The sequence below is a fragment of the Blautia sp. ZXY-1-C6 genome (assembly GCF_056339875.1).
The window spans coordinates 36,058-57,237 of record NZ_JBWJVQ010000238.1 but is presented as its reverse complement, the minus strand read 5'-3'; the positions used below and the strand labels follow the sequence as shown (position 1 = coordinate 57,237).

The window sequence follows — 21,180 nt, the reverse complement described above, 5'->3', positions numbered from 1 at the left end:
TATTTTATCATGTTGTTTTTGATTTGTCAAGAACTTTTTTAAGTTTTTTCAAATCTTTTTTTCAACCGATTTACTGTTTGTTGACAGCTTGTTTACTTTATCATAGTTTCAAATGTTTGTCAACATCTTTTTTTATTTATTTTTTGTTTTCCAAAAAATAAAAACGGAGAAGGAGGGATTTGAACCCTCGCGCCGCGTTAGCGACCTATACCCTTAGCAGGGGCACCTCTTCGGCCTCTTGAGTACTTCTCCAGACTCCGAACTAATAGTTCAATATTAAATTCGAATGCACTTTGGAATCTCCCGAAGCGCATTTGTAATTATATGTAAAAAAACCTGTTTTGTCAACAGGTTTTTTTACTTTTTTTCATATTTTTTATTTTTACCCTAAAATCCGGTTTCAGGACTTGCAAATTTCATACTTCCATCAAGAAGTATACTGTGTTATTGTCGCTTCGATACGTTTTTTTACCTCTGCTGCAATCTCTGTTGTTTTCATATCTTTATACTCATCATAGTATATGGGTTCCAGAAAATGTACCTGCACTGTAAGTTTTTTGACAGATCCCGTATCAAACGCTTTATAAGAATCAATCAGTGCTACGGGTACGATCGGACATTTTGATTTCGTTGCAGCTTTAAAACTTCCACCTTTAAATTCCTGCGGATGATTGCCGTCTTTGCTTCTGGTTCCCTCGGCAAAAATCAGATAGTTTCTTCCTGCCTTTACTTCTTTGATAACATTAATGATTACCTGCATAGATTGTTTGACATCATCACGGTCAATCATAAACGCTTTCATGCATGCAAATACCTGCTTCAGAAATGGTACGTTTGTCAGCTCTTTTTTTGCCACTATCGAGAAAGGTACCGGACACACCTGTATGATTGCAAGTACATCAAATAATCCCTGATGATTGGGAAAGAAAATAAACCCATTTTCTTTTGGAATATTTTCCATACCATGACCGTCAATTACCAGATTACCGCCTTTCACTGCTCTGTTATCTACATATTTAAGAAGCTGATATCTCTGTTCTTCACTGTAACGTTCTGCATGCGATGCATACCAGCATAACTTAAACCATCCATATGGAACAAAAAAGAGATTTCTAAATACCATCAGTAATATTCTTTTCATTTTTTTGCCCTCGATATATTACACTCCTGCTTTTTCCGAAATTTTGTCTTCATATCCCGGATTTTTCTTGATAAATGTTTCATATGCTTTGGTATACGTCTTGTAAGCATCTGTCTTCATAAATTGGACATATGCTGTAGCCGCCTGAGTTTTCATATCATCTGTAATCTGTGATGGTGCCATGATATAATAAGTTTTATCCTGTTTACCAACCATATAAGTTCCAACACATGGATATTCCTGATCATCCTCCAGAATCAGATTGTAGGTTATGTATACATAACTGTACTTGTCATTTTCAGAAAGGATCTCACAATCCTGAACAGATACTTTCTTAGGATTATGTGCCGCAAAATATTTGAGTGTTGCTGTAATCTCTGTCTGAAGATCTGCTTCTGTATTATCTACCTGGTTATAGCACTCCTTCACTTTCTTTTCTTTCCCGTCAGTATAGGACTGAATCAATTCCTCTGTTACTTTTTCCGGTGATTTATGACTCACTCCCCCGCATCCTGCCACACAGAGTGTCAGTAATACCAACACTCCGGCTGCAAGATATCTGTACCATTTCTTCATGGTTATTCCTCTTCCCCTCTGTTCTCATCCTGTGTCTCCTGATCTGTCGGCTGATCAGATTCTTCTGTTTCTGCACTGTCCGTAATTTCCACTGCTGCCTGCTGTGCATTTGTATCTTTTTCTTCCTTATCTCTCACTTTAGCTACACTGGCTACAGTGACACCCTCTGTAAGATTGATCAGTTTTACACCTGATGTAATTCTTCCAAGAATGGAAATATCAGCGCAGGCGATTCTGATGATAATACCTTCCGTAGTGATCAGCATTACTTCATTATCTTCATTTACAGCTCTTGCTCCGATTACATCACCGGTTTTCTCGGTAATCTTATAACATTTTACACCTTTACCGCCACGATTCTGACAGGTAAATTCACCCATAGAAGTACGTTTACCCATACCATTTGCAGAAACTATCAGCAGGCAATCTCCCTGAGAATTCAGCTGCATTGCTACCACTTCGTCTCCGTCATCGATATTCATACCGCGTACGCCCATAGAAGTTCTGCCTGTACTTCTTACATCTGTTTCTTTAAAACGGATACACATACCATCTTTTGTAACAAGTATTATATCCTTCTTATCATCTGTAAGCTTAACCTCGATCAGTTCATCATCATCACGCAATGTGATAGCTGCCAGTCCGTTTTTACGCACATTCGCATATTCTTTAATCGGTGTTTTCTTTACCAGGCCATTCTTCGTAGCCATCATCAGATAATGACCATCTTCAAATTTGCGAAGCGGGATTACTGCAGTGATGCATTCCCCCGGCATAAGCTGTAACAGATTAATAATCGCAGTTCCTCTTGCAGTACGTCCTGCCTCCGGAATCTCATATGCCTTCAGACGATATACCCTTCCTGTATTTGTAAAGAACATCAGATAATGATGGGTAGTTGTCATCAGAAGTTCTTCAATGTAGTCATCCTCAAGAGTCTGCATTCCCTTGATTCCTCTTCCACCTCTGTTCTGGCTTCTGAAATTATCTACTGTCATTCTCTTAATATATCCAAGTTTGGTCATTGTGATCACTGTATTCTCTCTCGGAATCAGATCCTCTGTAGAAATATCGTATACATCATATCCGATAGAAGTCTTTCTGTCGTCTCCGTATTTCTCTGCAATTGCAAGAATTTCTTCACGAATCACGCGAAGAAGAAGACTTCTGTCCGCAAGGATAGCCTCGTATTTACGGATTTTTTCCATTAAATCAGCATACTCTGCTTCCAGCTTCTCTCTTTCCAGACCTGTCAGAGCACGCAGACGCATATCTACGATTGCCTGTGCCTGAACATCTGTCAGTTCAAAGCGGTCCATTAACTCCTGTTTTGCGATCTGCACATTCTGCGAAGCTCTGATAATACGGATCACCTCATCAATATTATCCAGTGCTTTTAACAGACCTTCTAAAATGTGAGCTCGCTCTCTTGCTTTATTCAGGTCATATTTCGTTCTTCTGGTCACTACATCTTCCTGATGAGCCAGATAATATTCCAGCATCTGTTTCAGGTTTAATACCTTCGGTTCCAGACTTCCGTTATTCGGAATAAGTGAAAGCATATTTACGCCAAAAGTATCCTGTAACTGCGTATGCTTATACAGTAAATTCAAAACTACATTTGCATTTGCATCCTTGCGCAGATCAATACAGATTCTCATTCCCTCACGACTGGAATGGTCATTCAGGTCTGTGATTCCGTCAATCTTTTTATCTCTTACAAGTTCTGCAATCTTTGAGATCAGACGCGCTTTATTTACCAGATACGGAAGCTCTGTGACAATAATTCTGGACTTTCCGTTTGGAAGAGTCTCAATATTTGTCACTGCACGTACACGAATCTTACCACGACCTGTTCTGTATGCTTCTTCAATCCCTCTTCTTCCAAGAATCGTCGCACCTGTAGGAAAATCAGGACCTTTTACAATATCCAGAATCTCTTCCATAGTCGTTTCGCGTTGTTCTTCAATGATATTGTCTATAATCTTGACAACAGCATCCACAACCTCTCTCAGATTATGAGGAGGGATATTGGTAGCCATACCTACTGCAATACCTGAAGTTCCGTTCACCAGAAGATTCGGATAACGGGACGGCAGTACAACCGGCTCTCTCTCTGTTTCATCAAAGTTTGGCTGGAAGTCAACAGTATCTTTGTTAATATCTGCCAGCATTTCCATGGAAATCTTACTTAGACGTGCCTCAGTGTATCGCATGGCCGCTGCCCCGTCACCATCTACGGAACCAAAGTTTCCATGTCCGTCTACCAGCGGATATCTGGTAGACCATTCCTGTGCCATATTTACAAGTGCTCCATAAATAGAACTGTCACCATGTGGATGATATTTACCCATTGTATCACCGACAATACGCGCACATTTACGATGCGGTTTGTCAGGACCATTATTCAGTTCTATCATGGAATACAATACACGTCGCTGAACCGGTTTCAGACCATCTCTTACATCAGGCAGTGCTCTGGAAGCGATAACGCTCATGGCATAGTCAATATAAGAGTCCTTCATGGTCTTTTCCAGATCCACCTCGTGGACTTTGTCAAAAATATTATCTTCCATTTATCTATTCTCCCTATTATCAGATATCCAGATTCTTTACAAATCTTGCATTCTCTTCAATAAATTCACGTCTCGGCTCTACCTTGTCACCCATCAGTGTAGTAAATGTAAGGTCAATCTCAGAAGTCGCAGCCTCATCCATGGTAACCTTAAGCAGGATTCGTTTCTCAGGATCCATCGTCGTCTCCCAAAGCTGGTCTGCATCCATCTCTCCAAGACCTTTATAACGCTGGATCTTGTTATTTCCGTCACGTCCGATTTCTGTCAGAATCTGATTCAGTTCATCATCGTCGTATGCATACCATACTTTCTTGTTCTTCTCCACCTTGTATAATGGCGGCTGTGCAAGATACACATATCCCTGTTTGATAAGCTCAGGCATAAAACGATACAGGAAAGTCAGCAGAAGGGTTGCGATGTGCGCACCATCGACATCGGCATCAGTCATAATAATAATCTTATGATAACGAAGTTTACTGATATCAAAATCTTCATGAATTCCTGTTCCGAAAGCTGTGATCATAGCTTTGATCTCTGCATTTGCATAAATCTTATCCAGACGTGCTTTCTCTACATTCAGGATCTTACCTCTCAGTGGAAGGATAGCCTGTGTTACACGATTTCTGGCTGTTTTTGCAGAGCCACCGGCGGAATCTCCCTCTACAATGTAGATTTCACAGTTCTCAGGATTCTTATCTGAACAGTCTGCAAGCTTTCCAGGAAGTGACATATTATCAAGTGCTGATTTTCTTCTGGTCAGATCACGAGCCTTACGTGCAGCCTCACGTGCTCTCTGTGCAAGAACTGATTTCTCTACTGTAGTTTTCGCTACTGTTGGATTCTGCTCAAGGAAAATCTCAAGCTGCTTGCTCACCACGCTGTCAACAGCCCCTCTTGCTTCACTGTTTCCAAGCTTCTGTTTTGTCTGACCTTCAAACTGAGGATTCTCAATCTTAACACTGACGATTGCAGTCAGACCTTCGCGGATATCATCGCCACTCAAATTGGGTTCACTGTCTTTAAGCAGCTTGTTCTTTCTGGCATAATCATTGAACGTCTTTGTCAGGGCATTTCTGAAACCTACAATATGAGTACCACCCTCAGGTGTATTAATATTATTTACAAATCCATAGCAGTTCTCTGTATAAGAGTCATTGTGCTGCATGGCAACCTCTACAGACACACCGTTCTGCTGTCCTTCGCAGTAAATGATTTCCGGGTAAAGCGCTTCCTTGCTTCTGTTCAGATAGCTTACAAATTCACGGATACCACCTTCATAATGGAAAACTTTCTCTCTTTCCATTCCTTCTCTGGTATCTTTAAGAGAAATCTTCAATCCCTTTGTCAGGAATGCCATCTCTCTCAAACGCTGTTTCAGAATGTCATAATCATATACTGTTTCCTCAAATATTTCTTTATCCGGAAGGAAGACAACTGTTGTTCCGGTCTTATCCGGTTGGCAGTCTCCCACAACCTTCAGAGGATACATAGTTTTACCGCGTTCATATCTCTGCTGATAAATCTTACCTTCATGATAGATCCTTACTTCAAGCCATGTGGAAAGTGCATTTACTACAGACGCACCTACTCCGTGAAGACCACCGGATACCTTGTACCCTCCGCCTCCAAATTTACCGCCGGCATGAAGAATGGTAAATACTACTTCTACAGCAGGAATCCCTGCTTTATGATTGATTCCTACCGGAATACCACGTCCGTTATCTACAACTGTGATAGAGTTGTCCGGATTAATAACTACCTGAATCTCTGTACAAAATCCTGCCAGTGCTTCATCAACCGCGTTATCTACAATCTCATAAACCAGATGATGAAGACCTCTGCCGGATGTACTTCCGATATACATACCTGGTCTCTTTCGTACGGCTTCCAAACCTTCCAGAATCTGGATTTGATCCGCTCCGTATTCTGTATTTTCTCCGCCCATTTCTTTCCTCCTGTTATATATACTTATCACCAGAATATATCTGAAAACCCCTGCGTGAAAATTATAGACAGGTTTTCAAATATATTCTGGTATCTGGACATAATAATACAAATTTATTATAGCACAAAAGCCCGTTCCTTGCCACAGCCTGAATAAAAAAGAATCCCCGAAAACGGGAATTCTTCTGTATGTTAATCTTATTCTTCGGTTTTATTGATGAGGTACTGATAGACATCTCTCTTCGTCATTCCTCTGTCATTTGCTACCATTTTCATAGCTTCTTTTCTTGAATGTCCCTGATTTTCATAGATTTCCATGTGTTCTTCTATGGTAATTTTTTCCCAGGATGCCTTCTGTTCCTCTTCCATCTCCTGTCTGCTTCTGCCTTCAATCACCAGCACGCACTCTCCAAGCGGCTTCTCTGTCTGATAATAGAGGATCAGCTCCTCGATAGTCGTATGGAATGCAGTCTCATGTCTTTTCGTCAGTTCCCTGCAAAGAGTCATTCTGCGATTTCCGAGAGTTTCCTTCAATTCCTCCAGAGTTCTTATCAGTCTGTGAGGAGCCTCATAGAGAATGATAGTTCTCGTTTCATTCTTCAGTTCTTCCAGAATCAGTTTTCTTTCTTTTTTATCTGCCGGAAGAAATGCTTCAAAAGCGAATCTTCTGGTTGGAAGTCCGGACAGAGTCAGGGCAGTGATACAGGCAGCAGGTCCCGGAAGAGAAGTTACTTCAATCCCCGCTTCATAACACATTGCCGCAAGCTCCTCTCCCGGATCTGAAATCCCCGGAGTTCCCGCATCTGTGATCAGTGCAATATTCTGCCCTTCCTGCATTTTACTGATCAGAACATATGCCTTATCAATTTTGTTGTACTCATGATAACTGGTCATAGGTGTTTTTATATCAAAATGGTTCAACAGTTTAATACTGTTTCTGGTATCCTCTGCTGCAATAAGATCCACTTCTTTCAATGTTCGAAGTACCCGGAGTGTAATATCCTCCAGATTTCCTATGGGTGTTGCACATAAATACAATTTACCACTCATAATTTGTTTCCTCTCATATTACTTTGCAAATAAAATTCGGTTAAATCATATCATAAATCTTCAGTATATTTTCTGTATAGACTCCCGGCTCTTTATATACGATCAGAGGAGGTTCCACTGTAACTCTGGAATTTCCTCCCTTTAATGCCTCGATCAGAACCATGTTTGGTTCTCTGTCTATGTATGGATATACAAGCTGCATCCTTTTCGGTTCCAGACGATACTTTGTGAGAACATTCATAATCTCAGCCAGTCTGAACGGTCTGTGAACCATATAAAATCTTCCACGTTCTTTCAGAACCTTTGATGCCTGGCTCACCACATCCTCCAGATTACAGAGTACTTCATGTCTGGCAATTGCTTTTGGCATATCCGAATTGCGAAGTCCATGCTGTCCGATCATATAAGGCGGATTACTTGTCACTACATCAAAAGAAGCTGCCCCAAAAATATCAGCAGCCTCCTTAATATCACCCCGTACGATCTCAACATCGTCCTCCAGATGATTATATCTGACACTGCGTCCGGCCATATCTGCACACTCTTTCTGAATCTCAAGACCTGTAAAGTGTTTCCCATTTGTTTTGGTTTTAAGCAGGATCGGGATAATTCCCGTTCCTGTTCCCAGATCCAGAGCAGTCTCACCCTTTTTTACTTTTGCAAAGCCGGAAAGAAGAACTGCATCCATCCCAAAACAGAATTTATCCGGATCCTGTATCACATAATATCCGTTCTGAAGATCATCTATACGTTCATTATCTTTTACCAGCTGATCAGTCATTTAATTTGGAATCTCCTTTTTTATCTTCCAGATTTCCAAGTTCTTTTAATTCTTTTTCAGAGACTTTGACTTTCTTCTTTCTCGGTCTGAATTTCAGGTCATCTACCGGAAATTCCTGAATTTCTTTCTCGTCATTGATCTCTACAATTACCTTTACACGTTGACGAAGCACGTTTACACTGTGTACAGTTCCGGTAAGCCCATCCGGAGTTGTAACTGTATCTCCCAGTCCCGGAAGCTTTTTATTCAGCTCTTCATATGTTTCCTGCTCGTTCTTCAGGCAGCACATCAGTCTTCCGCACACACCGGAAATCTTTGTCTGGTTAAGGGACAGATTCTGCTCTTTTGCCATCTTTATGGATACAGGTGCAAACTCAGACAGATATGTGTGGCAGCACAGACATCTTCCGCAGATACCGATTCCTCCCAGAATCTTTGTCTCATCGCGAACACCAATCTGGCGAAGTTCGATACGCGTTTTAAAAATTGCTGCCAGATCTTTTACCAACTGGCGGAAATCAATTCTGCCGTCAGCAGTGAAATAAAACAGCACTTTATTATTATCAAATGTATACTCTGCATCTATCAGTTTCATTTCCAGACCATGTTCACGAATCTTCTTCTGACAGATTTTAAATGCCTCTCTCTCTCTGACTCTGTTCTGTGCCTCTCTCTCGTCGTCCTCCTTTGTTGCCACACGAAGAACTTCTTTGAGAGGGTGAACAACATCTTCCTCATCTACTTCTCTTGGTGCAAGTACGACTTTCCCGTATTCAATTCCCCGGGCTGTCTCCACGATCACGTGATCGCCTGTTTTAATTTCATAATCTTTAGGACTGAAATAATAAATCTTGCCTACATTACGAAATCTCACGCCTACTACTTTTGTCATTCTATTTCTCCCTGATCGTCAGGAACAGCAATTCAAATGCCAGATCAAAATTAACATTTGCTTTCAGACGTACCTTTGTCTTCTGAATAGAATCCAGAATGTTCTCCAGATTCTCGTAGGAACGCTGCTTTGCCTGTTCTCTGATAAAATTAATTTCCTGTTTAAATACCAGATTGTCAATCTCCTGTGTTGCCTTAAACATCAGGACATCTCTGAACCAGAACTGGAAAATATCCAGATAATCGTTGATATTCTGTTTGTCCTCAGAAAGACTCTTAATCGCATCTGACAGTTCATAAACTTCCATGGTGTTTGCATATTTAAGAATCCTCAGTGCATTCTGAGTCATCTCTGCAAACTCCTGAGAAGTAGCTGCTTCTTTTGCCCTTCCAATACTGCCCTGTGCAAAGGATGCGTCAATCTCCGCCTGGTAATCCGGAACATGAAGATGCTCCATCAGATATTTCTTTACAAGACCGTCATCCACTACCTTCAGATCAAGACGAACACATCTTGACTGAATAGTCGGCAGCAGTCCCCCGATATTATTAGTCAGCAAAAGAATCACTGCATATTCCGGCGGCTCTTCAATTGTTTTAAGAAGAGCATTCTGTGCCTGTGGTGTCATAAGATCTGCATCTGCAATAATATAAATCTTGTAAGGACTGTAATATGGTCTGATATCTATATCATTGATCACCTGATCTCTGATCTCGTCAATTGTGATCGTTCCAGGTTTCTCATGACTGACCATAATAATGTCCGGATGATTCTTACCCATCGCCTTTTTGCAGGAGTCGCATTTCTGGCAGGGTTCTGTACCTCCGGCCTCACACTGAAGTGTTGACGCAAAAGTCCCTGCGAGGAGCTTCTTACCAGAACCTGGTTCGCCGGTAAAAATATAAGAATGCGATATTTTTCCTGATTCTATTGCATTTTTTAAATGTCCGATAATCTCTTCGTGTCCGATAATATTGTTAAATCCCATCATAAGAATCACCTCACCAGTCCGTTTTGTAAGATATTATACCATAAAAGAAGAACTATTGCACAGACTTTATATAATTTGCGATTTCTTTCACACAGTCATCAAGATTTATATTCTGAAAACGTTTCTCTATCCCTGCGTTCAGAATATTTTCCTCTGAAAAATCCGACTGATCTGCAATAAATCTTCTACACATTTCCTCATATCTTGGATTTTCCTGTTCTCTCTCTCTATTAAGAGCACGACTCAGTCTTTCTCCATCTTCTACCTGGACATAAACAGGACAGACTGCATCTTCCCCATAGTATTTACGCATCTTTTTAAATGACTCCAGAGTACCGATTCCCAGATAATCGGAATCTGCAAGGTTCACCTGACCATCATCTGCAGTGAAATAAGTCCATATCCCATAAACCGTATGATATGCTCTCTCCTCGATAAGATTTCCGTTTTTTCTGAATTCTTCCAGTTTTCCGTCATCTACAAAATAATAATTTTTTCCATCCTGCTCTCCTACCCTGATCGGGCGGGTTGTATACAGAATAAGTGTTTTCAGATTCAATTCTTTATGTGCGGCCAGAAGTGAATAGATTCTGTCTTTTCCGGATGCACTCTTTCCCATGATGTAAAAAATCTTTCCCATATCTGTTATGTTATTCCTTTGCCGGACTGTATTCTTCCTGTCCAATTTCATTTCGGGCAGCTACGCAGATTGTTTCAGCAGATGTATCACTGAGTCCCTGTACTTCCAGCCCCTGTTCCATGTATCTTCTCACATTTCTTACAAATTGTCCAGTTATCTGCTCTCCCGGCACAATAATCGGAATTCCGGGCGGATACAGATAAGCAAACTCTGCACTGACTTTGCCAACACTTTCTTTCAGAGAATATCGCCTTTGCTGCGCATCCACTGCCTGAGAAATTGTCATAAGCTGTGTCATTCTCGCATGAGAAGTATGATACTGCGATTCCTCCGACTCATCTGTTTGCTGTATCTCTGCATCAATCTCTTCAATTGCAGTACACAGTCTCTCAAATCCCTCTTCTGTATCTCCCACTGCTGCAATTCCAAGAACATATTTCTCAGCCGCCATTTCCATTTCAATATGATATCTGTCACGAAGTATCTGATGGAGAAGGCGTCCGTTAACAGAAGTTCCGACTGTGGAGAACAACAGCTTGGATCTGTCAAAATCATAGATTCCACTGCCTTCGATCATAGAACCTTCGATCAGTTTTATTTTTTCACACTTTGAAAGACGCTGTCTGGCCTTCTCCAGATTGAAGGTAAATTCACGAAACATTTGCTGCCCGTCTTTTCTCAGTTTATCCATACATGCATCCATACTCGCCATCAGAATATACGACGGACTGCTGGTCTGGTAAATCCCCATAAATCTCTTTATCTTTTCCACATCTGCCATATCACTGCATATATGAAGCACCGCCGTCTGAGTCATAGATGGCAGCGTTTTATGGAAACTCTGTATTACAATGTCAGCTCCCAGATCAGCAGCAGACACCGGAAAATATTTAGAATAATGAAGATGTGCACCATGTGCTTCATCCACAATAAGAGGAATCTTATGTCTGTGTACAACTTCTGCAATTGTCTTTATATCAGACACAACGCCGTCATATGTAGGCGAAGTAAGCAGAAAAGCCTGCACATCCGTATTTTCTTCCAGATATCTTTCCACACGTTCAGGAGAAATTCCTCCGTTTATCCCCAGTCTCTGATCTTCATGTGGATAAATATAGACCGGCTGAAGCTCACGTAAATACAATGCATGGTAAACAGCCTTGTGACAGTTCCTCGCGACAAGTATCTTCCCACCTTTATTTACACTTGCACTGACTGCTGCCAGAAGAGCCGCCGTACTTCCATTTACACTGAAGAAACATTTCTTTGTCCCATAAATCTGAGCTGCATATTCCTGTGCTTCTTTCAAAATCCCTTCCGCATGATGAAGATTGTCAAATCCTGAAATCTCTGTAATATCTCTCTCAAAAAGAAAGTCATCTGCTGAAGATGCCCTGTTTCTCTTATGCCCCGGCATGTGAAACGGATAATAGTCAGACTGCCCATAGCTTTCTAATTTTTTATATAATCTTTCCATTTTTTTCCTTTTTATACTATTGTGCCAACAAGTTGATTTCTCGAACAATCTTGCGTTCCAAATTTCCCACTGATTATTGCCTTTTCGTGCCTGAAATATGGAACTTCCCTGATTCAGTTAAACTTTAAATCTGTATCCTACGCCCCAGATTGTTTCAATATACTGAGGTTTTGCAGTATTAAATTCAATTTTCTCCCGGATCTTCTTGATATGGACAGTGACTGTTGCAATATCTCCCACAGATTCCATATCCCAGATTTCCCGGAACAACTCTTCCTTGGTAAACACTCTGTTCGGATTCTCTGCAAGGAAAGTAAGCAGATCATATTCCTTGGAAGTAAATGTTTTCTCCTCTCCGTTTACCCATACGCGGCGTGCAGTCTTATCAATCTTGATCCCGCGGATCTCCACAATATCATTTTTGCGTACATTGGAACCGATCAGACGATTATATCTGTCCATATGTGCCTTGACTCTGGCTACCAGTTCACTTGGACTGAATGGTTTTGTCATGTAATCATCTGCCCCCAGTCCCAGACCTCTGATTTTATCTATGTCATCTTTCTTTGCAGATACCATGATGATAGGAGTATTTTTTTCCTGTCTTACCTGCCTGCAGATATCAAAGCCATCCACTTCCGGAAGCATCAGATCCAGAATAATCAGGTCAAACTCCTCATTCAGCGCACGCGTCAATCCGGTGTCTCCTCTGTTGCAGATTTCAACTTCAAATCCGGAAAGCTCCAGATAATCCTTCTCCAGATCTGCAATTGCCTCTTCATCTTCTATAATTAAAATTCTGCTCATTTCATTGGTACCTCCTGATACTTTCTAAGTACAAAATACATGATTGTGCCGATTCCAAGCCTGCTGGTTGCCCAGACCTTTCCTCCATGATCCTCCAGGATCTTTTTTACAATGGAAAGACCGATTCCGCTTCCTCCCTTGGATGAATTTCTCGACACGTCTGTTCTGTAAAAACGATCAAAAATAGACGGCAGATCCTTTGCTGCAATTCCCTTTCCATTATCTTCAATTTCAACCTGAATAAAATCTCCCACATCCTTTATGCGAATCTGGATGATACCTTTGGGTTTATCCATATATTTGATAGCATTGCTGATAATGTTATGAATAACACGCCGAATCTGTTCTCCATCTGCGATCACCTGCACATTATCCTCAACATAATTGGCATATACCAGTTCAATTCCTCTCGTTTCCAGTTCCAGTCCTACTTCTTCTGCGCAATCACTGAAATAATCTTCTACATTCAGTTTACTGAAAGTATATGGAATTCTGTTGGTATCAATCTTTGAATAAAAAGTCAGCTCATTGATCAGATGATCCATCTCATTCGTCTTATTATAAATAGTCTTCACATAACGGTCTATTTTCTCCGGCGTATCCGCTACGCCGTCCATAATCCCCTCTACATATCCCTTTACCGCTGTGATCGGCGTCTTAAGATCATGAGAAATATTGCTGATAAGTTCTTTATTTTCTTTATCCATAAGAACTTTCTCTTCTGCTGATTCCTTCAGCCGCTTTCTCATCTCCTCAAAATCCCGGCAAAGTTCCGAAAACTCATCGTCACCATCTACTTCCAGAACAAAATCAAGATTTCCCTCTTTGATATTCTGAGTGGCTTTCTTTAATTTAACCAGCGGTGTGGCAATACTTCTGTAAATCCATAATCCAATAGATAAAGCTGTGAATACTAATATTACCGTCGCAGTAAACAGCAGATCTTTTGCAATAATCCTTACCTGTGTCTGGCTGTGGGTGGATTCCCCTACTGAAATATCATACACCACTTCCGAAGAATCCTTTGTCTGCTGTGCAAACTTTGTGTGACCTAATCCGTACAAAGTTGCCGAAAATAAAAGCAGAGGAACCAGAATACTCATACCGAATCCAACTATAATCCTTGTTTTTAACTTCATCCCGATCATCCTTTATCTGTTGATTTATAAGGTTTCTATAATTTTGCCCTCTGCAAGCATTATATCATAAAGTCTGTTTTACATATCTAAATTTTCTATAAAAAGAACAGGAATCATCTGTCCTGTTCTTTCAGATAATTCCTGTTTTATCCCATTGCACTGCAATTTTTGTGATATTCTGTAATTATTCAGCATTCCACTGTCTGTGCAAGTACTGAACAGTTACGATTTTCTTATTTAAGCAAGGTATTTCTTAAGGTCATCAACTTTGTCCAGATGCTCCCATGGAAGGTCTACATCCGTACGTCCGAAATGTCCATAAGCAGCTGTCTGTCTGTAAATCGGTCTTCTCAGATCAAGCATCTTGATAATTCCCGCCGGGCGAAGGTCAAAGTTCTCACGAACGATCTCAACCAGCTTTGTATCAGAAAGTTTACCGGTTCCGAATGTTTCTACGTGGATAGATGTCGGATGAGCAACACCGATCGCATAGGAAAGCTGAATCTCACATTTATCTGCAAGACCTGCTGCAACAATATTTTTTGCAACATAACGTGCAGCATACGCTGCGGAACGGTCTACCTTTGTACAGTCTTTACCGGAGAAAGCACCGCCGCCATGACGTCCGGTTCCACCGTAAGTATCAACGATGATCTTACGTCCGGTAAGTCCGCTGTCACCATGAGGTCCGCCGATCACGAAACGTCCTGTTGGGTTGATGAAATATTTTGTGTTCTCATCTACCATATCTGCCGGAATGATCTCATCGAAAACGTATTTCTTAATGTCCTCATGGATCTGCTCCTGAGTTACATCCGGATCATGCTGTGTAGAGCATACTACTGCATCGATACGGATTGGTTTTCCGGCTTCATCATATTCTACAGTAACCTGTGTTTTTCCGTCCGGTCTTAAATATTTTAATGTACCGTCTTTACGGATCTTCGTTAACTGACGTGCAAGTTTGTGTGCCATGTTGATGGCATATGGCATATACTCTTCTGTCTCATTGGAAGCATAACCAAACTGGATACCCTGGTCACCTGCTCCGATAGCATCAATTTCATCTTCACCCATTTTTGCTTCAAGAGCTTTATCTACGCCAAGAGCGATATCAGCAGACTGTTCATCGATTGCTGTGATAACTGCACATGTATCAGCATCAAATCCATATTTTCCACGTGTATATCCGATTTCGCGGATAGTATCTCTTACGATTTTCTGGATATCAACATATGCATTTGTTGTAATCTCACCCATAACAAGTACAAGACCTGTAGTTGTAGCAGTTTCACATGCAACACGACTCATAGGATCTTTTTCCATAAGAGCGTCAAGAATAGCATCGGAAATAGCATCACACATTTTATCCGGATGGCCTTCAGTTACAGATTCAGAAGTAAATAAAATTTTCTCCATTGTGTTCTCCTTTTTTATTCATTTACAATTGTTTCCCGACCGCAGAATAACCCACAGCCATTTATGTACTGTATCAACAGATTATTTCTCTCCGCTGATACTTTTCCGTTAACAAAAAGAAACAGCCCGAAGTAATCGGACTGTCTGATTATCTCAACAATCCTCTTATTGTTCGATCACTCGCTCAGGTTGGCACCTTCCTACACAAACAGGGGTTGCCGTGGCTTCGCAGATCCTTTGTATCTCCACCACTCTGAATAAAAGGCTATTACTAATTATTAACTTGCATTAATTAAGATTGCTGCATATCATACAATATACTTAACCCTTACAAATGTCAAGTAATTTTTTGGTATTTTTTATCATCCCACCCTGAGACGGAATTTCTGGATTTCTTTCTCATTGGATACTCTCTCAATCTCAGCACCGAGAGATCTCAGCTTATCTTCAAAATTCTCGTATCCTCTCTGGATATATACGATATCATCAACAACTGTGATTCCATCTGCTGCAAGACCTGCGATCACCAGGGCTGCACCTGCACGCAGATCCGGTGCACTTACTCTCGCACCTGTAAGCTTCTTCACACCATCAATAATTGCTGAATTTCCCTCAACTTTGATGTTTGCTCCCATACGTGAAAGTTCGTCCGCATACTTGAATCTGTTCTCAAAAATACTCTCTGTTACAATACTGGTTCCCTCTGCAAGTGCCAGAGTTACAGCAATCTGTGGCTGCATATCTGTAGGATATCCGGGATATGGAAGAGTCTTTACATGAGTACGGTGAAGTCTCTTTGGTGCACGTACACGAACTGCATCATCAAATTCCTCAACCTCACATCCAATTTCTTCAAGTTTAGCCGTAGTTGCTTCCAGATGCTTCGGAATTACATTCTTAACTGTTACATCTCCGCCTGTTGCTGCCGCAGCAAACATAAATGTACCTGCCTCGATCTGATCCGGAATAATAGAATACTCTGTACGGTGGAGCTTCTCCACACCTTTAATACGGATCACATCTGTACCTGCACCTTTAATATTTGCCCCCATACTGTTCAGGAAGTTGGCAACGTCAACTACATGCGGTTCTCTTGCGGCATTTTCCAAAATAGTACGTCCCGGAGCCAATGAGGCTGCCATCATAATATTGATCGTTGCACCTACAGAGACAACGTCAAGGAAAATATGGCTTCCATGAAGTTCATCTGCTTTCGCAACAATTGCTCCATGCATGATATCTACATCTGCACCAAGCGCTCTGAATCCCTTCAGATGCTGGTCGATCGGACGGCTTCCGATGTTGCATCCACCTGGAAGCGGTACCTCTGCATGTTTATACTTACCAAGAAGTGCTCCCAGCAGATAGTAGGAAGCTCTGATCTTCTTGATATATTCATAATCAACACTTACATCTCCAATTGTAGATCCGTTAATCTTCACAGTAGATTTATCAATACGGTCTACCTGTGCTCCAATACCAGCGATCGCTTCAAGCAATACATTGATATCCCTTACATCCGGCAAATTCTCTATCAGAATCGTCTCATCAGTCATTATGGCTGCTGCAAGAATAGCAAGTGCCGCATTCTTGGCACCGGCAATCTCAACTTCACCGACTAAAGGGTTGCCTCCTTTTATAACATACTGTTCCATATCACACCTCTTATTTATTTTCACTCCATGAGCAGAATTAATGGTCACTGTTCACTCTGTTTTTCGTTTTCTGCGAACATGTAACTTCTGTTTCAAATGCATATATGTTTATACTAAACGATCATCCTATTTTAAAGTCAGTTGTATATTATATCATATATTTATCATTTGTAAACAAAAATTATTTACCACTGTCCTTTTCCCGAGCTGTAATAATCACTTTCCCTGCTCTTTGATATGTATTATCTCCAGAATTGCCCGAAGACTTTCATCCAAATCTTTCCCCTCTTCATCAATGGTAATATCTGCATATTTCTCGTACAGAGGTACACGTTCCTCATACAGATCTTTCAGGCTCTGACCGTCCTTTAACAGAACTCCGCGGCCTTTCAGATTTCCCAGTCTTTTGGATAAAGATTCCAGTGATAATTTAAGATATATAACCTTACCTATGGACTTCAGATGTTCCATTGCCTCATCACAGTAAATAACACTTCCGCCGGGTGCAATGACCGTATCTGTCACATGAATGTCTGCATTAACCTGATTTTCAATTTCCTTAAATTTTTCCGGTCCGTCCTGCTCTATGATCTCTGAAAGCTTTCTTTTCTCCTGTTTCTGTATCAGAAGATCCGAATCCAGAAATTCATATCTCAATGCTTTTGCAAGAATAACTCCTATTGTACTTTTCCCTGAACCGGGCATTCCTATTAATGTCACATTATTCATGTTTATGTCCTTTCATTTTATCATACATTGTCTGCGTCTGCAAATTACGGATTACTGTTTCTTTTTTCCGGATTTTTTCTTCTTTTTTTTAACGCTGTATCCAAATGTTCCCAGTTTTTTACCAATTCCCAGATATTCACCATGAGAATACACCAGAGGTTTCGCATCATTCAGATGAAATTTCTTCTTCTCGTCCATATACTGCGGATCAGCATGAACTGCAAGCACATCCGCCAGAAACATATGGTGGGAACCCAATTCCAGAACCTGCCTTACTTTGCATTCAATACTCACCGGAGATTCTGCGATCATGGGAACTTTCACAAAATCCGCCTTCTCTTTGGTAAGCTTCATTTCTTTAAATTTATCAACATCCCTGCCGGAACGGACTCCACAGTAATCCGTTGCATATGCCAGTTTCTCTGTTGTCAGATTTATTACAAATTCTCCCGTCTTTCTGAGCATATCATAGGAAAAACGGGATGGTCGCACAGAAATAGACACCATCGGCGGATTCGTGCAGACAGTTCCTGCCCATGCAACTGTAATAATATTGTCATTCCCCTCTCCGTCAGAAACACTTACCATAACTGCCGGAAGTGGATAAAGCATATTTCCTGCTTTCCAGGTTTCTTTTTCCATTTCTTATTATCCTCAGCTATTCTGTCTGCTGCCATCAGTTGTAATCGTTCTGTCCGGCCTGTGCAGCTTCCATAAGTGCCGGAATCAGCTGTTTCTTACGTGAAACAACGCCTTTCAGATCAAATACACCATCCTTTGGCTCCATATGGAAAGCAATACGTGCCATTTCCTCACTTCCCTCACCATAATAGAGAAGCTCTGTAGATTCCTCAATAATATTGGTAAGCATAAAGAATACGCGGGTAACACCATGACGGCCACACTCGCTGACCATAAACGGAACCAGACGCTCTTTGATTTCTGCCAGCTCATCGCTGTCCATGGAACTGATCTGTCCAACACCAAAGTTGATCTCATCCTCAGCAATAAATTTCTTATAATCCTGATAGAAAATTTCTTCCGGTGATTTGTCTTTCAGGTTACTTCCTGCTTTAAACATCTCTTTTGCAAACTGCTCAATATTGATTCCTGCAATAAGTGCCAGCGCACCTGCAGCCATCTTGTCAGATAATGTGCAGGTAGGTGAACGGAACATCAGTGTATCTGAAATAATCGCAGCACAGAGAAGCCCCGCAATACTCGGTGAAATCTCAAGTTTCTGCTCCCCATACATTTCATACAGAATCGTTGCTGTACATCCGACCGGCTGATTTCTGAAAGAAATCGGTACCATAGTTTCCAGAGAACCCAGTTTATGATGGTCAATAATCTCCACGATTTCAGCTTTATCGATATTGTCAACTGCCTGATCTTTCTCATTATGGTCCACAAGTGCTACTTTTTTCCTGTGCATATCCAGGAAATTTCTTCGGGAAATTGTTCCGATACATTTTCCCTTTTTGTTAATTACAGGGAACGCACGATGACGGTGTTTGATCATCTCATTCTGAATATCATCCGTAAAATCCTCTGTATTAAAAGTAACCAGATTATCTGTTTTCATAATATACCGTACAGGAATACTCTGGTTGATCAGTCTTGCGATCGTAAATGTATCATACGGAGACATAATAATTACAATTTCTCTCTCATGAGCAAGCTTTATCACCTTTTCGCTGACTTCAATTCCCATACCAACGATAATACAGCTAACATTCTGCGCAATCGCCTGAAGATGATCCTCTTCTCTGTCTCCCATGATTATCAGGTCATCCGGTTCAATATAGGCTTTGAGCATTTCCGGATTTGCAGTTCCCACCAGAACTTTTCCTTTTGTAAAATATCCATGCTCATTTCCCTCTACTACGGTACCTGCAATTGTCTCGGCAATTCTTCTGTACTGTGTCTTCGCTCTTGACAGCAGATAACTGTCCGTTGTATCCATATAAGTCTTAGCAATATCACCGATTGTGATCAGACCTTCCAGCTGTCCTTCTCTGTCTCTGATTGGAAGAGATACGATACTTTTCTCCATCATCAGATCCCATGCATTTTTCAGGGACATACTCTTATCAGCTTCCGGACTCATACGGATATCCATATCTTTTATCTGTGTTCCAATGTTAGACAGATATCCCGGCGGCTGCATGCCGAAACGATTTAACACATATTCTGTCTCTTCATTGATCTGTCCTGCACGCTTTGGAATGTATTTCACCTTCTGAGAAGTCCTGTTTTTGATGTCCGCATAGGCAATTGCTGAACAGATGGAATCCGTATCCGGATTCTTGTGACCTATTACAAATATTTTTTCCTGATTTCTCATACAGATTCTAACCTCAATTATCTAATTTAATGTTTGCAAAAAGTGCGCCAAGAGATGTGGAAGCCTCTTCCTTTGAATCTGGAAGCTCGATCACTTCCTCCTCAATTTCCTTAGCCATCATATCTGTTGCCTCTTTGATGCTCAGACTTAATTTTCCATCTTTGACAGCAGTTACTTTTACCTTTACTTTATCTCCAACTGTCAGAACTTCTGATGGTTTCTTAATTCTCTTCTCACAGATCTGTGAAATATGAACCAGACCTGACAGACCATTTCCCAGATCTACGAATGCACCATATGGCTGTAAGCTCTCAACAACACCTTCTGTTACAAGTCCGACCTGCACATTGGAGATTTTTGTTTTTCTCTCCTCTTCTGCTTTTTCTCTTAATATTTCCTTTGCAGAGAGAATTAATCTTCCTTTTTCTTTATCAATATCGAAAACCTGAACCTGGATTGGTTTGTTCAGATATTCGTTTGTATCCTCCACATAATTCAGGGCAAGCTTTGAGGCGGGAATAAATCCACGTACACCTTCTACATAGGCGATCACGCCGCCATTTACAATGCCTTTTACCACCACATCAATTACTTCTTTTGAATCCTTTAATTCTTTCAGCTTATCCCATGCAAGCACATCTGCTGCTTCTGTTCTGGACAACAGAATATTTCCATTTCCATCGTCTTTACTCACAACAGTCGCAGAAACTTCATCTCCCACATTCACCTGTTCCTTTAAAGAAAATCCCGGTTCTCTGCTGTAATCCTCTGCCGGAATAATGCCTTCCGCATAATACTTCAAATCTACCACAACTTCTTTTTCATCTACACTGATGACAGTTCCTGTAAGAATATCCCCTTCTTCAATTTTCTTAAAAGAGGCTTCCAGTTCTGTTTCGTAATCTTTCATTGATTCAGCCATTATCTGTTTTCTCCTTTACCTGGAATAAATGTAACTCTTCTCCATCTGTTACAGGATACTGAACAGTTACAAATAGAGTATATTATGTCAGCTA

General features: G+C 40.9%; 18 protein-coding genes, 1 tRNA gene and 1 riboswitch. All 19 genes read right to left on the bottom strand.

Annotated features, from left to right (window positions below; all coding sequences use genetic code 11):
* Window positions 1-164: 164 nt before the first annotated feature.
* Window positions 165-252: transfer RNA gene (locus AC075J_RS15150), tRNA-Ser, on the bottom strand.
* Between the two features lie 175 nt (window positions 253-427).
* Window positions 428-1,141 (bottom strand): lysophospholipid acyltransferase family protein, encoded by a 714-nt coding sequence (locus AC075J_RS15145; RefSeq protein ID WP_476390202.1) that lies wholly within the window; start codon window positions 1,139-1,141, stop codon window positions 428-430.
* An 18-nt stretch (window positions 1,142-1,159) separates the two neighbouring features.
* The gene (locus AC075J_RS15140) at window positions 1,160-1,717 is read right to left on the bottom strand and encodes a hypothetical protein (RefSeq protein ID WP_022380444.1); all 558 of its coding nucleotides are present in this window, start codon (window positions 1,715-1,717) and stop codon (window positions 1,160-1,162) included.
* A 2-nt stretch (window positions 1,718-1,719) separates the two neighbouring features.
* Complete coding sequence (gyrA, locus tag AC075J_RS15135; RefSeq protein ID WP_022380443.1) at window positions 1,720-4,293, bottom strand: DNA gyrase subunit A; 2,574 nt, start codon at window positions 4,291-4,293, stop codon at window positions 1,720-1,722.
* A 19-nt stretch (window positions 4,294-4,312) separates the two neighbouring features.
* Window positions 4,313-6,238 carry a DNA topoisomerase (ATP-hydrolyzing) subunit B gene (gene gyrB / locus AC075J_RS15130; RefSeq protein WP_008707973.1) on the bottom strand — a complete coding sequence of 642 codons (1,926 nt, stop codon included), beginning with the start codon at window positions 6,236-6,238 and terminating at the stop codon, window positions 4,313-4,315.
* A 197-nt stretch (window positions 6,239-6,435) separates the two neighbouring features.
* The gene (gene rsmI / locus AC075J_RS15125; protein ID WP_022380442.1) at window positions 6,436-7,287 is read right to left on the bottom strand and encodes a 16S rRNA (cytidine(1402)-2'-O)-methyltransferase; all 852 of its coding nucleotides are present in this window, start codon (window positions 7,285-7,287) and stop codon (window positions 6,436-6,438) included.
* A 40-nt stretch (window positions 7,288-7,327) separates the two neighbouring features.
* On the bottom strand, window positions 7,328-8,068 hold the full coding sequence (locus AC075J_RS15120; protein ID WP_008707975.1) for a tRNA1(Val) (adenine(37)-N6)-methyltransferase: 741 nt from the start codon (window positions 8,066-8,068) through the stop codon (window positions 7,328-7,330).
* Window positions 8,061-8,960 carry a PSP1 domain-containing protein gene (locus AC075J_RS15115; protein ID WP_008707977.1) on the bottom strand — a complete coding sequence of 300 codons (900 nt, stop codon included), beginning with the start codon at window positions 8,958-8,960 and terminating at the stop codon, window positions 8,061-8,063. The genes AC075J_RS15120 and AC075J_RS15115 overlap by 8 nt, the downstream gene beginning before the upstream one ends.
* 1 nt (window position 8,961) lies before the next feature.
* On the bottom strand, window positions 8,962-9,951 hold the full coding sequence (gene holB / locus AC075J_RS15110; protein ID WP_008707979.1) for a DNA polymerase III subunit delta': 990 nt from the start codon (window positions 9,949-9,951) through the stop codon (window positions 8,962-8,964).
* A 52-nt stretch (window positions 9,952-10,003) separates the two neighbouring features.
* Window positions 10,004-10,591, bottom strand: a complete 588-nt coding sequence (locus tag AC075J_RS15105) for a nucleoside/nucleotide kinase family protein (protein WP_055200613.1) — start codon at window positions 10,589-10,591, stop codon at window positions 10,004-10,006.
* Between the two features lie 10 nt (window positions 10,592-10,601).
* Window positions 10,602-12,068 (bottom strand): aminotransferase class I/II-fold pyridoxal phosphate-dependent enzyme, encoded by a 1,467-nt coding sequence (locus tag AC075J_RS15100; RefSeq protein WP_055200610.1) that lies wholly within the window; start codon window positions 12,066-12,068, stop codon window positions 10,602-10,604.
* Between the two features lie 117 nt (window positions 12,069-12,185).
* Entirely contained in the window at window positions 12,186-12,875 is a 690-nt protein-coding gene (locus AC075J_RS15095; protein WP_020993338.1) for a response regulator transcription factor, read from the bottom strand.
* Entirely contained in the window at window positions 12,872-14,014 is a 1,143-nt protein-coding gene (locus tag AC075J_RS15090) for a sensor histidine kinase (RefSeq protein ID WP_020993339.1), read from the bottom strand. The genes AC075J_RS15095 and AC075J_RS15090 overlap by 4 nt, the downstream gene beginning before the upstream one ends.
* A 237-nt stretch (window positions 14,015-14,251) precedes the next feature.
* Window positions 14,252-15,433, bottom strand: coding sequence for a methionine adenosyltransferase (metK, locus tag AC075J_RS15085; protein ID WP_022380675.1), 1,182 nt, complete (start codon window positions 15,431-15,433; stop codon window positions 14,252-14,254).
* A gap of 162 nt (window positions 15,434-15,595) precedes the next feature.
* Window positions 15,596-15,697: riboswitch (SAM riboswitch) on the bottom strand.
* A 98-nt stretch (window positions 15,698-15,795) separates the two neighbouring features.
* Entirely contained in the window at window positions 15,796-17,088 is a 1,293-nt protein-coding gene (locus tag AC075J_RS15080; RefSeq protein WP_008707990.1) for a UDP-N-acetylglucosamine 1-carboxyvinyltransferase, read from the bottom strand.
* 216 nt (window positions 17,089-17,304) lie between these two features.
* Window positions 17,305-17,817, bottom strand: a complete 513-nt coding sequence (locus tag AC075J_RS15075) for a shikimate kinase (RefSeq protein WP_022380404.1) — start codon at window positions 17,815-17,817, stop codon at window positions 17,305-17,307.
* A 51-nt stretch (window positions 17,818-17,868) separates the two neighbouring features.
* Window positions 17,869-18,459 carry a flavin reductase family protein gene (locus AC075J_RS15070; protein WP_008707992.1) on the bottom strand — a complete coding sequence of 197 codons (591 nt, stop codon included), beginning with the start codon at window positions 18,457-18,459 and terminating at the stop codon, window positions 17,869-17,871.
* Between the two features lie 34 nt (window positions 18,460-18,493).
* Window positions 18,494-20,164, bottom strand: coding sequence for a putative manganese-dependent inorganic diphosphatase (locus AC075J_RS15065; RefSeq protein WP_008707993.1), 1,671 nt, complete (start codon window positions 20,162-20,164; stop codon window positions 18,494-18,496).
* 13 nt (window positions 20,165-20,177) lie between these two features.
* Window positions 20,178-21,086: a S1 RNA-binding domain-containing protein gene (locus AC075J_RS15060; RefSeq protein ID WP_022380403.1), complete on the bottom strand. Its 909-nt coding sequence runs from the start codon at window positions 21,084-21,086 to the stop codon at window positions 20,178-20,180.
* Window positions 21,087-21,180: the final 94 nt, after the last annotated feature.

What these genes read in the sequence shown, in the direction of transcription:
- AC075J_RS15090 (WP_020993339.1), bottom strand. Translation starts at nt 14,014, where the DNA reads ATGAAGTTAAAAACAAGGATTATAGTTGGATTCGGTATGAGTATTCTG.
- AC075J_RS15075 (WP_022380404.1), bottom strand. Translation starts at nt 17,817, where the DNA reads ATGAATAATGTGACATTAATAGGAATGCCCGGTTCAGGGAAAAGTACA.
- AC075J_RS15120 (WP_008707975.1), bottom strand. Translation starts at nt 8,068, where the DNA reads ATGACTGATCAGCTGGTAAAAGATAATGAACGTATAGATGATCTTCAG.
- AC075J_RS15100 (WP_055200610.1), bottom strand. Translation starts at nt 12,068, where the DNA reads ATGGAAAGATTATATAAAAAATTAGAAAGCTATGGGCAGTCTGACTAT.
- AC075J_RS15070 (WP_008707992.1), bottom strand. Translation starts at nt 18,459, where the DNA reads ATGGAAAAAGAAACCTGGAAAGCAGGAAATATGCTTTATCCACTTCCG.
- AC075J_RS15065 (WP_008707993.1), bottom strand. Translation starts at nt 20,164, where the DNA reads ATGAGAAATCAGGAAAAAATATTTGTAATAGGTCACAAGAATCCGGAT.
- AC075J_RS15060 (WP_022380403.1), bottom strand. Translation starts at nt 21,086, where the DNA reads ATGGCTGAATCAATGAAAGATTACGAAACAGAACTGGAAGCCTCTTTT.
- gyrA (WP_022380443.1), bottom strand. Translation starts at nt 4,293, where the DNA reads ATGGAAGATAATATTTTTGACAAAGTCCACGAGGTGGATCTGGAAAAG.
- gyrB (WP_008707973.1), bottom strand. Translation starts at nt 6,238, where the DNA reads ATGGGCGGAGAAAATACAGAATACGGAGCGGATCAAATCCAGATTCTG.
- metK (WP_022380675.1), bottom strand. Translation starts at nt 15,433, where the DNA reads ATGGAGAAAATTTTATTTACTTCTGAATCTGTAACTGAAGGCCATCCG.
- AC075J_RS15145 (WP_476390202.1), bottom strand. Translation starts at nt 1,141, where the DNA reads ATGAAAAGAATATTACTGATGGTATTTAGAAATCTCTTTTTTGTTCCA.
- AC075J_RS15140 (WP_022380444.1), bottom strand. Translation starts at nt 1,717, where the DNA reads ATGAAGAAATGGTACAGATATCTTGCAGCCGGAGTGTTGGTATTACTG.
- holB (WP_008707979.1), bottom strand. Translation starts at nt 9,951, where the DNA reads ATGATGGGATTTAACAATATTATCGGACACGAAGAGATTATCGGACAT.
- AC075J_RS15115 (WP_008707977.1), bottom strand. Translation starts at nt 8,960, where the DNA reads ATGACAAAAGTAGTAGGCGTGAGATTTCGTAATGTAGGCAAGATTTAT.
- AC075J_RS15080 (WP_008707990.1), bottom strand. Translation starts at nt 17,088, where the DNA reads ATGGAACAGTATGTTATAAAAGGAGGCAACCCTTTAGTCGGTGAAGTT.
- rsmI (WP_022380442.1), bottom strand. Translation starts at nt 7,287, where the DNA reads ATGAGTGGTAAATTGTATTTATGTGCAACACCCATAGGAAATCTGGAG.
- AC075J_RS15105 (WP_055200613.1), bottom strand. Translation starts at nt 10,591, where the DNA reads ATGGGAAAGATTTTTTACATCATGGGAAAGAGTGCATCCGGAAAAGAC.
- AC075J_RS15095 (WP_020993338.1), bottom strand. Translation starts at nt 12,875, where the DNA reads ATGAGCAGAATTTTAATTATAGAAGATGAAGAGGCAATTGCAGATCTG.